The sequence below is a fragment of the Xenorhabdus budapestensis genome (assembly GCF_002632465.1).
In the GTDB taxonomy this organism is placed as follows: Bacteria; Pseudomonadota; Gammaproteobacteria; order Enterobacterales; family Enterobacteriaceae; genus Xenorhabdus; species Xenorhabdus budapestensis.
Map to the genome: position 1 here is coordinate 144,042 of NZ_NIBS01000008.1, position 10,235 is coordinate 154,276.

Annotated in this window: 8 protein-coding genes and 1 tRNA gene; 2 read left to right on the forward strand and 7 right to left on the reverse strand. The window is 44.3% G+C overall.

The window, feature by feature from the left end:
• Nucleotides 1-8 precede the first annotated feature (8 nt).
• The 4 genes from cysG to cysJ all read right to left on the reverse strand — a co-directional run bounded on the left by cysG (nucleotide 9) and on the right by cysJ (nucleotide 6,159).
• Complete coding sequence (gene cysG / locus Xbud_RS09765) at nucleotides 9-1,505, reverse strand: siroheme synthase CysG (protein WP_099135883.1); 1,497 nt, start codon at nucleotides 1,503-1,505, stop codon at nucleotides 9-11.
• 332 nt (nucleotides 1,506-1,837) lie between these two features.
• On the reverse strand, nucleotides 1,838-2,572 hold the full coding sequence (locus Xbud_RS09770; protein WP_099135884.1) for a phosphoadenylyl-sulfate reductase: 735 nt from the start codon (nucleotides 2,570-2,572) through the stop codon (nucleotides 1,838-1,840).
• A complete protein-coding gene (gene cysI, locus Xbud_RS09775) occupies nucleotides 2,569-4,299 on the reverse strand; it encodes an assimilatory sulfite reductase (NADPH) hemoprotein subunit (RefSeq protein WP_099135897.1) in 1,731 nt (576 codons plus the stop codon). Before cysI ends, Xbud_RS09770 begins: the two co-directional genes overlap by 4 nt.
• A gap of 51 nt (nucleotides 4,300-4,350) precedes the next feature.
• Entirely contained in the window at nucleotides 4,351-6,159 is a 1,809-nt protein-coding gene (cysJ, locus tag Xbud_RS09780; RefSeq protein WP_099135885.1) for an NADPH-dependent assimilatory sulfite reductase flavoprotein subunit, read from the reverse strand.
• 268 nt (nucleotides 6,160-6,427) lie between these two features.
• On the opposite strand from cysJ, the gene queD reads away from it, so the two are divergent.
• Complete coding sequence (queD, locus tag Xbud_RS09785) at nucleotides 6,428-6,790, forward strand: 6-carboxytetrahydropterin synthase QueD (RefSeq protein ID WP_099135886.1); 363 nt, start codon at nucleotides 6,428-6,430, stop codon at nucleotides 6,788-6,790.
• A 54-nt stretch (nucleotides 6,791-6,844) separates the two neighbouring features.
• On the opposite strand, the gene queE is transcribed toward queD, so the two are convergent.
• A complete protein-coding gene (gene queE, locus Xbud_RS09790) occupies nucleotides 6,845-7,516 on the reverse strand; it encodes a 7-carboxy-7-deazaguanine synthase QueE (RefSeq protein WP_099135887.1) in 672 nt (223 codons plus the stop codon).
• 185 nt (nucleotides 7,517-7,701) lie between these two features.
• Between queE and Xbud_RS09795 the strand changes: the two genes are divergently transcribed.
• Nucleotides 7,702-9,087, forward strand: a complete 1,386-nt coding sequence (locus tag Xbud_RS09795; protein ID WP_099135888.1) for an amino acid permease — start codon at nucleotides 7,702-7,704, stop codon at nucleotides 9,085-9,087.
• Nucleotides 9,088-9,173: 86 nt separating this feature from the next.
• Here the strand turns inward: Xbud_RS09795 and Xbud_RS09800 are convergent, their stop codons facing one another.
• Complete coding sequence (locus tag Xbud_RS09800; protein ID WP_244589903.1) at nucleotides 9,174-10,007, reverse strand: endonuclease/exonuclease/phosphatase family protein; 834 nt, start codon at nucleotides 10,005-10,007, stop codon at nucleotides 9,174-9,176.
• A gap of 137 nt (nucleotides 10,008-10,144) precedes the next feature.
• Nucleotides 10,145-10,221: transfer RNA gene (locus Xbud_RS09805), tRNA-Asp, on the reverse strand.
• Nucleotides 10,222-10,235 lie beyond the last annotated feature (14 nt).

The following is a 10,235-nucleotide window of genomic DNA, read 5'->3' on the forward strand; positions in this document are numbered from 1 at the left end:
ATAATTCCTTATTCTAAGTCAACAACAGCGGGGCGATTTACCGGAACAACAGATTGTTTTGGATCTAACGACTTTTTCTGATCTAACGACTTTTTCTGATCAGCGGATCCCTGTTCAACTGATCGCTGCGCGAACCATGCTAACTGATGGTGAAGTTGAGCCACCTCTCCCACCACCAGCAATGCTGGAGATGGAGCATCCTGTGCCAATCGTTCCAGTTCAGACAGCGTTCCGGTTAACACTTGTTGTTCGGAGCGAGTCCCACAACCAATCACGGCAACGGGAGTGTTGGCATTCCGCCCGTGTGAAATCAATTTCTGGCTAATCAGAGCTGACTTTATGACTCCCATATAAATCGCCAGTGTTTGATTGCCTCGCGCCAATGCGGGCCAGTCCAGTTCATTACCATTTTCACGGCAATGCCCGGTAATAAAAGTGACGCTTTGAGAATGTTCCCTGTGTGTCAGGGGAATTCCCGCGTAGGCAGAAGCGCCAATAGCAGCAGTAATACCAGGCACAACCTGAAAAGGAATGTCTGCGGATGCGGCAACCTGTAATTCTTCTCCACCACGGCCAAAAATAAAGGGATCGCCTCCTTTCAGACGAACCACTTTTTCCCCCTGATGTGCCAATTTGACGATCAACGCATTGGTCTCTTCCTGCGCAACCGAATGGCACCCTGCTCTTTTGCCTACACAGATTTTGTCGGCATCACGGCGGACTAATTCAAGTATTTCGGCGCTGACCAGATGATCATAAAGTACCACATCCGCTTGCTGGATCACTTGCAGCCCTTTTAAAGTCAGCAAACCCGGATCACCGGGGCCTGCCCCGACTAACACCAATTCTCCCTGCTTACTAGTTTGTTTCAGTTGTTCATCATGCAGTTGTTGATCCAACTGTTCTTCTGCCTGTTGTAACTGCCCATTGGCAACTAATGTGGCAAAACGTCCGTTAAATGCTTTTTCCCAGAAATAACGACGCTGGCGCACAGAAGTCAGGCTCTGTTTCACCCGGTTACGCCAACGCCCCGCAATTTCCGCCATTGTGCCGAGATGAAAGGGCAACAGAGATTCCAATTTTTCCCGCAGTAATCGTGTTAATACAGGTGATTTTCCAGCAGATGAGATAGCCACCATAACCGGAGAACGATCAATAATTGATGGAAAAATAGCAGAGCAAAGTGACTGATCATCTACCACATTAACCAAAATAGCGCGGCGATTAGCCTCTGCAAAAACATATTGGTTTAAACTATGGTCATCAGTCGCTGCAATCACCAAAAATACGCCATCAAGATAGTCCGTATGAAATGCTCCCTGCAACCACTCAAGTTCCCCTTTTTGATGACATTGTTGCAATTCAGGATGTAATTCGGGAGCTGCAATCGTTAACGCTGCCCCCGCACGCAATAGCAAGCCCGCCTTGCGAGAAGCGACTTCTCCGCCGCCTACCAGCAAAACAGCACGCGATTTCAGCTCAACAAATAAGGGTAAATAATCCACAATGACATGCCATCCAGTGTTCAGTGTTTAATTTCGTAATAATTATCTAAGAAATAAATATATGAAGCTGTGAGGAGGTTATGAAATGACAAAAAGTAATTATTAGTTCCTGAATCGTATAAGGTAAGATTTTTAGCGGGTTATAAAATTGCAACATGCGAAATATTCAGGAAAAATTACTGTTCTTCCTATTGTTCACTTCTTCTTTTTTAAAGGATTTATTTTGTGACAAATCGCACACATTAAGCGCAACACTGTTATCATTAAAGCAAGCTACGCCCTTTTGATAAGAAGCGCAGCCAAGATAAATCAGAAGTATTCGTAATATTGCCTTAACCTTCGTGCAACCCACACTCCCGTTTCAAACCAAAAAAGCGGGTTTGTTCTTCGCTCATACCCGGCTCCCATTTTTGTGTTGTATGGATATCCCCCACAGAGAGATAGCCTTCTTCCCACAGTGGATGGTATTCAAGTCCATGTTGAGTCAGGTATTGATGCACTTGGCGGTTATCCCAATCAATAATCGGCAGTATCTTGAAAACATCACGCTGAACCGCCAGCACCGGCAACTTAGTGCGGCTTTCCGATTGCTGGCGACGTAAACCTGCAAACCAAGTTTGTGCGTGTAATGATCTCAATGCGCGGTTCATTGGTTCTACTTTATTGATTTGGTTATAACGCTCAATGCCTTCTATTCCCTGTTCCCACAGTTTTCCATAACGTGCTTCCTGCCAGGCCGGACTCTGTTCTGCACGAAATATTTTTAAGTTCAGTTTCAGTTTGTCAGTCAACTTATCAATAAACCGATAGGTTTCCGGGAACAGATAACCGGTATCAGTCAGGATAACAGGAATATCAGGGTATTCCTGTGTGACCAGATGTAGGCAGATTGCCGCCTGAATACCAAAACTGGAAGAAAGAACAAATTCGCCGGGCAAGTGTTTCAATGTCCAGATTACACGCTGACGAGCATCCAGCGATTCCAGTTGTTGGTTTATTTCAACAAGCGCTTCCGTGCGCTGCTCAGCATTCAAAACCAATAGCTCAGATAAACAGAGCTGGTTCATATCGCCTCCTGCCAATCGTAAAAATCGACGGCTGAATTCAATACTGGTTTGATAACGCCGGCTCGGATCAGAAAATCACCAAAAGCTTCATCCTCATTACGTTCTATTGCCCAGCGACTAATCAACTCGTCCAGTATCGTCAAAATCTCGGCTGAGGTGATGTTTTCCCGATACATACGGGGAATGCGGCTGCCATTGCGGTTTCCGCCAAGATGCAGGTTATAACGATCAAGCGCTTTACCCACCAGCCCTATTTCTGCCAGCATCGCTCTGCCGCATCCATTCGGGCAGCCTGTAACACGCAGGACGATATGTTCATGGCCGACTCCATGTTTTGCCATTAAAGTATCGACATGATCGACAAAAGTCGGCAAGAAACGTTCTGCTTCTGCCATCGCCAACGGGCATGTCGGAAATGAAACACACGCCATAGAATGGTGACGCAGAGAAGTCACATTGTTATCAATCAGGCCATGTGAGCGGGCTATTTCTTCAATGTGTGCTTTTTCACTTTCCGGTACGCCTGCCACAATTAAGTTTTGATTCGCAGTTAGACGAAAATCACCTTTGTGAATTTTGGCAATTTCTGCAATCCCGGTTTTTAACGGCTTGTCCGGGTAATCCAGTAAGCGGCCATTTTCAATAAACAAGGTTAAGTGCCATTGGTCATCAATACCTTTTAACCAGCCAATTTGATCTCCCCGACCAATAAACTCATAAGGACGGATCGGTTCGAATTTCACTCCCGCACGTTTTTCAACTTCTTGTTTGAAAGTTTCAACACCGACACGCTCAAGGGTATATTTGGTTCTGGCATTTTTGCGATCGATTCGGTTGCCCCAATCACGCTGTGTTGTCACGATAGCTTCGGCAATCGCTAAGGTATGCTCTAGTGGAATATAACCAAATTCACTCGCCAAACGTGGGAATGTTTTCTTATCGCCGTGAGTCATGGCTAATCCACCACCCACCAGCACGTTAAAACCGATCAATTGATCACTCTCTGCAATAGCAACGAAGTTCATATCGTTGGCATGCAGATCAACATCATTTTGCGGCGGGATCACAACTGATGTTTTGAATTTGCGAGGCAAATAAGTTTTACCAAGGATCGGCTCTTCATCGGTTGTCACGATTTTTTCTTTATCCAGCCAGATTTCGGCGTAAGCGTTAGTACGTGGCAGAAGATGCTCCGATATTTTCTTCGCCCATTCATAAGCCTGCTGATGCAACGCAGACTGTACCGGATTTGAGGTACACAATACGTTACGGTTAACATCATTGGCCGTTGCCAGTGAATCCAGCCCCATTTGAGCCAGTAATTGATGCACTGGTTTGAGGTTGTTTTTTAAAATGCCATGAAATTGGAATGTTTGCCGATTAGTCAACCGGATACTGCCATACAGGGTGCTCTCTGTCGCAAACTGATCAATGCCCAACCATTGGCGGGGAGTGATAATACCTCCCGGTAAGCGACAACGCAGCATTATGGCATGGCGAGGTTCCAGTTTTTGTTCCGTACGTTCTGCCCTAATGTCACGATCATCCTGCTGATACATACCGTGGAAACGGATCAGGAGAAAGTTATCGCCTTCAAATCCGCCTGTCAGCCCATTTTTTAGATCTTCGCTGATCGTCCCGCGTAAATAGTTACTTTCTAACTTCATGCGTTCACTGTCAGCCTGTTTACCTTCAACAATCAAAGGACCTTGTTTTTCATTGCTCATTGTTTTCATTGCCCGTCGGTTTTCATTGCTTACGGTTTTTCATTGCCCACGCTAGTAAACATCCCTTTGATAACGGCGCTCAAGGCGAAGTTCACTCAAGAATTCATCGGCCTGTTCAGCATCCATACCACCTTGTTGTGAAATAATATCCAACAATGCCTGTTCTACATCTTTTGCCATACGATTGGCATCTCCACAGACGTATAAATGTGCCCCCTCTTGGATCCAACGCCAGATTTCTTCACCCTGCTCACGCAATTTGTCCTGTACGTACACCTTATGCTGTTGATCCCGCGACCATGCCAAATCAATGCGAGTCAATAACCCCTCTTTGACATAACGCTGGAATTCAACCTGATACAAGAAATCTTCTACAAAATGGGGATTACCAAAGAACAACCAGTTTTTACCTTCAGTGCCATGATGATCTCGTTGTTGCAAAAACGCCCTGAATGGTGCAATCCCTGTGCCGGGGCCAATCATGATGATTGGTGTTTGAGGATCAGCAGGTAAACGGAAATTATCGTTATGCTCGATAAAAACACGGATACTGTCATCTTCTTGCAATCGATCAGCCAGATAACCCGATGCTCCGCCAGTACGGGCACGTCCTTCTATGTCATAACGAACAACGCCAACCGTAATATGAACCTCATTTTCGACTTCATCTTGTGAGGAGGAGATGGAATAAAGCCGCGGGGTTAATGGACGCAATATATCGATAAATTGTTGGGCTTCAGGACGCAAGACTACTTGCCTGACCATATCCACAATGGGTGTTTTTTGTGCGTATTGCTGTAGTACCGGTTTATCAGTAACTAAAGCAAATAACCTTTCATCTTTCGTTAATGCAGCATATTTTTCGACAATAACTCCCGTGTTTTGAGTCAGTTCAATATGGCTGCTCAGAGCCTGGCGCAAAGTCAATAATTTCCCATACACATTGACGGGCTCACTGCCTTCCAGACAGAGTAACGCAAGCAGCTCATCCACCAGTGCAGGATCGTTCTCAAACCAAACACCCAGTGCGTCACCAGGCCGATAATGCAAACCTGAATCCCCCAGATCAATTTCAATGTGGCGGACATCTTTATCAGAGCCACGACCTGTGATTTTTTGATTAACCAGCAGAGAGGCGGTTAGCGGTGTTTCTTTGGTATAAGGACTGGTAATAACTTCACTAATAACCCCCACTTGAGTGGTGGCTATAACTGTATCAGTCGAGGCAGGCACGCGCTGTTTTAAGATATCCGTTATTTGTTGACGCCATTGGGCTGCCACGCCCTGATATTCCACATCAGCATCAACACGTTCTAATAACCGCTGCGCGCCTAATTCACTCAGGCGACGATCAAAGTCTTTACCCGCCTGACAAAAGTATTCATAAGAGGTATCCCCCAAGCCAAATACAGCATAAACCGTCTCGTTCATCGGAGCTGCTTTTTTGGAGTGCAGATATTTATAGAGTGCTACGGCTTCTTCGGCTGGCTCACCTTCACCCTGTGTCGAAGCAATAATAATCAATACCCGTTCTTTTGCGAGCTGTTTGAATTTATAATCACCAGCATTAACTAAATTCACATTCAGCTTTTGTGCCAATAAGGCATCTCTGAGTTGTTCCGCCAAACGACGGGCATTACCCGTCTGAGAAGCAGAAATCAGTGTTACCGTTTCCTGTTCGGAAACAGTTGGCGCTGGTGCCACAGCGTTGGCTTGTGGCTGGGAGTTTAACATTCCCCAAAAATAGCCTGATAACCAAGCCAATTGATGCGGAGAAAAATCACTGACCGCAGATTGCAGACGTGACAACTGTTCAGGAGAAACAGGTAATAATGCAGTTGAAGGTGGTTTTGCGGTCATTATCTTATCCAGTGCCCTTTGCGATAGCCAATATCCACGATTTATAAGCATCATGATAAACATGGACTAATTATAAGGTTATCCCACAACTGACATTGGAATTAAAGAAAGGTTTGCAATATCTAATAACTAAATTACCTAACTTTATTTACAGATTTAATATATCGATAAAGTTGTTAAACGCTGGATTTTATTTCTACAGAAAAATCACGTTAAGCCGGAAAGTTCAGGTAGAATAGCCGGCCTTTTGAAATCAGGAAAAAGTATTATGAGCACTACCATCTTTAAAGATTTTCAATTTGAAGCGGCGCATCGCCTGCCACATGTTCCTGAAGGGCATAAATGTGGCCGCCTACATGGGCACTCATTTATGGTACGTCTGGAAATTACCGGTCAGGTTGATCCCCATAGTGGATGGCTCATGGACTTTGCCGATGTAAAAGCTGCTTTCAAACCAATTTGGGAACGGCTCGATCACAACTACCTCAATGAGATCCCTGGTCTGGAAAATCCAACCAGCGAAGTTCTGGCCAAGTGGATCTGGAGAGAGTTAAAACCCACTTTGCCACAACTCAGTACCGTCATGGTAAAAGAAACCTGTAGCGCAGGTTGTATCTATCGTGGAGAGTAAAACATTCAGCACCAGGTGTTGGTGCTGAATGCATATATGAAAATTCAATTCACATCAGGCGATATTTAAGTATTTGTGTGTCTGCATGGAAAAACGCCAGTTACGGGCAATGCAGGTTTCAATACATAAACGAGTTGCTTCTTCTTTCTGGCTGATAGGCTGTAAAGCAATAATCGGCGCATTACCTTCATTAAGCATGGCTAGTAGTTCGTCCAATGCTTCAATATCGCGCTCCCGACCGACAGGATGTTTAATTTCGTTTGCCCGTTTCATAGCGTCTGGCAAAACTTTGTATCCACCACGCATTTTCACTTTTGGTGAAACTGTTACCCAAGTTTTATCAGAACAATAGATTGCATGCGTGCCACTGGTCTCTATCTGACACTGATAACCCTCTCTTTCCAGCGTTTCAGTCAAGGAACGTAAATCGTACAAGCACGGCTCTCCACCAGTAATAACAACATGACGTGCTGTGTATCCCTGGCGAATGAATAAATTAATAATTTGCCGTGGTGTTGCCACTCCCCATATATCGCTATCCTGCGATTTCACCAAGATGTTTTCCATCGGCTGCTGCTTATCAGCCTCTTTTTCCCAAGTATGCTTGGTATCACACCAACTGCACCCTACTGGACATCCTTGTAATCGAATGAAAACAGAAGGAACACCGGTAAATACCCCTTCCCCCTGCAAAGTCTGGAACATTTCATTTATTGGGTAGATCATAAAAAAACTCTGGTTTTAATAAACTACCCGTTATTATTACAGATATCTATCCCGCGAACATCCATCTTTATGGTATGGTACGAGGTTGCTTTTACTGGCATCTGACGCCAGACACAGCATTGTATGCCTGAAATAGCGTATGCCTGAAAAGACTCTCTGGCATGAAAGATAGATGAGATTAACGAATGCAAAACAATGAAAATCAGCTTAAACAGGGCCTAAGTGTGAGGCATATCCGCTTCATGGCTTTAGGCTCTGCAATAGGCACAGGGCTATTTTATGGCTCAGCAGCTGCAATTCAGCAAGCAGGCCCTGCTGTATTGCTGGCCTATTTAATCGGCGGTGCTGCCGTATTTATGGTGATGAGAGCACTTGGAGAAATGACCGTTCACCATCCTGTTTCCGGTTCCTTTTCACAGTATGCCAGCCATTATCTGGGGCCATTAGCCGGTTTCCTGACTGGCTGGATCTATGTTCTTGAGATGCTGTTTGTTTGCCTCGCTGATATCACTGCATTCGGCATGTATATGAAACTTTGGTTCCCACATGTCGATCAATGGATTTGGGTTCTGGGTATCGTATGTTTTATTGGTGCGCTAAATCTATGCCATGTGAAGATTTTTGGTGAAATGGAGTTTTGGCTTTCTATTGTTAAAGTGACTGCCATTATTGCCATGATCATTGGTGGTCTGGTAATTATGATCTATGGTTTTGGTCAAACGACTGAACATACTACAGGTATCGCCAATTTATGGGAACATGGTGGCTTTATGCCAAATGGCGTTAGTGGTGTAATTGCCTCATTTGCCATTGTGATGTTTGCTTTTGGGGGAATAGAAGTTATTGGTATTACTGCCAGTGAAGCTAAAGATCCGGTAAAAACAATACCTAAAGCCATTAATGCTGTCCCATTTCGTATTTTGATCTTTTATGTCCTGACCTTATGTATTCTGATGTGCATCTATCCGTGGAATCAGATCGGTCAGAACGGAAGCCCATTTGTACAGATTTTTTCTAATTTAGGAATTAGCTCAGCCGCAAATATTCTGAATGTTGTTGTGATTACTGCGGCTATTTCAGCTATCAACAGCGATATTTTTGGTGCCGGACGAATGATGTATGGCATGGCTCAAGAAGGACAGGCACCGGAGTCATTCAAAAAACTAACCAGTAATGGTGTTCCGTGGATGACCGTTCTGGTCATGATTACTGTTCTGCTACTCGGTGTGCTGCTCAATTATCTGCTTCCTGACGATATTTTTATCCTTATTGCGTCAGTTGCAACATTCGCAACAGTCTGGGTATGGCTGATGATTTTACTTTCTCATGTGGCCATGCGTCGTAAAATGAGTGTAGAAGAGGTCAAGACCTTAAAATTCCCAGTACCAATGTGGCCAATAGCTCCTGCAATTACGATTGTTTTCATGAGTGCAGTCATCCTATTACTCGGCTTTTTCGATCAAACAAGGGACGCCTTATATGTAGGAGCAGGTTGGGTGATTGTTTTAACCCTCGCGTATTTTTTCGGTGTGAAGAAAAAATTAGCCGTGCCCCATCTTTCTAACCAATAGATCTTACCTTCAAAAGCGCCGGTATTCTTTCGGCGTTTTTTTCTCTTCCTCTGTTTTTGACTCTCTGCGTCGATTATCTATGTACTCTATAACGAAAACCTGACTATAAGTGGATTGTGATCAGAAGCGACTGTCGTTAAAACTGTTGCACTCAGAACGTTTAACTCACGGTAAAAAACAAAATCTAACGGTTTACCGAATACAATCGTTCGGTGATCATCATTAAAATAGACTTCTTTTAGCCCCATACGTTGAGCAAAACGCTCCAGCACTTTAAACCGACGACGACTCCATGCATTAAAATCGCCAGCAAATATCACCGGGCCATCATGCATACTGATATAGATACCAATGTTATTCAACTGCCGACTGTAAACATCAATACCAAAGCTGAAATTGATGGCATGTACATTAACCACCATTAATTGTCGACTATCAGATAAAGGATAAATTGTGATAAGTGATGATTTTGAGAGCCTGATTATCGGTTCTTTTTCTCGTAATGGGCAACAATAGATAGGCGAAGCTGACGCTAATGTCATCACACCTGATGGATGCTGGGGGATAGCAAATGCAGGTACTTGATCTGCAACCAGACCACTAGCTGCGACAAATTTCAGTAAATCGGGAGTTGTTTGTGCTTCTTGCAGTAAGATAAGGTCACTCTTCTCAGTTAAAGAGGCTAAGACATTTTGCCATAACGGGTGTTGTTGTTTATGGATATTCCAAATGGCAACAGAAAATCCGCTATTATCGGCAAGAAGGGGTTCTCCATGTGGTAGTGAGGTTTCTCCAATTAACTGTTTCGAAGCAGGGAAAACCCACTCTACGGGTTGTCCGGCAACATATCTCACAGCATAGTTTTTTTGCGTGTGATTTATTTTCGCACGGATTTTTCTTACGTAACTATTTCGTATCAAGTGGCCCCCAACCTACCTCAATGCTATCTCCTCCATTAATATGACATCTCAATAACTGATTGCAACTTCTGTCACAAGAAATTCAACAAATAGCAAAAAACCCCTGAGATTTCTCTCAGGGGTTCATGCAAATACGGTGGCGGTGCGGACGGGACTCGAACCCGCGACCCCCGGCGTGACAGGCCGGTATTCTAACCAACTGAACTACCGCACCACCGAATTTCTTTC

What these genes read in the sequence shown, in the direction of transcription:
- Xbud_RS09770 (WP_099135884.1), bottom strand. Translation starts at nt 2,572, where the DNA reads ATGAACCAGCTCTGTTTATCTGAGCTATTGGTTTTGAATGCTGAGCAG.
- cysI (WP_099135897.1), bottom strand. Translation starts at nt 4,299, where the DNA reads ATGAGCAATGAAAAACAAGGTCCTTTGATTGTTGAAGGTAAACAGGCT.
- cysJ (WP_099135885.1), bottom strand. Translation starts at nt 6,159, where the DNA reads ATGACCGCAAAACCACCTTCAACTGCATTATTACCTGTTTCTCCTGAA.
- queD (WP_099135886.1), top strand. Translation starts at nt 6,428, where the DNA reads ATGAGCACTACCATCTTTAAAGATTTTCAATTTGAAGCGGCGCATCGC.
- queE (WP_099135887.1), bottom strand. Translation starts at nt 7,516, where the DNA reads ATGATCTACCCAATAAATGAAATGTTCCAGACTTTGCAGGGGGAAGGG.
- Xbud_RS09795 (WP_099135888.1), top strand. Translation starts at nt 7,702, where the DNA reads ATGCAAAACAATGAAAATCAGCTTAAACAGGGCCTAAGTGTGAGGCAT.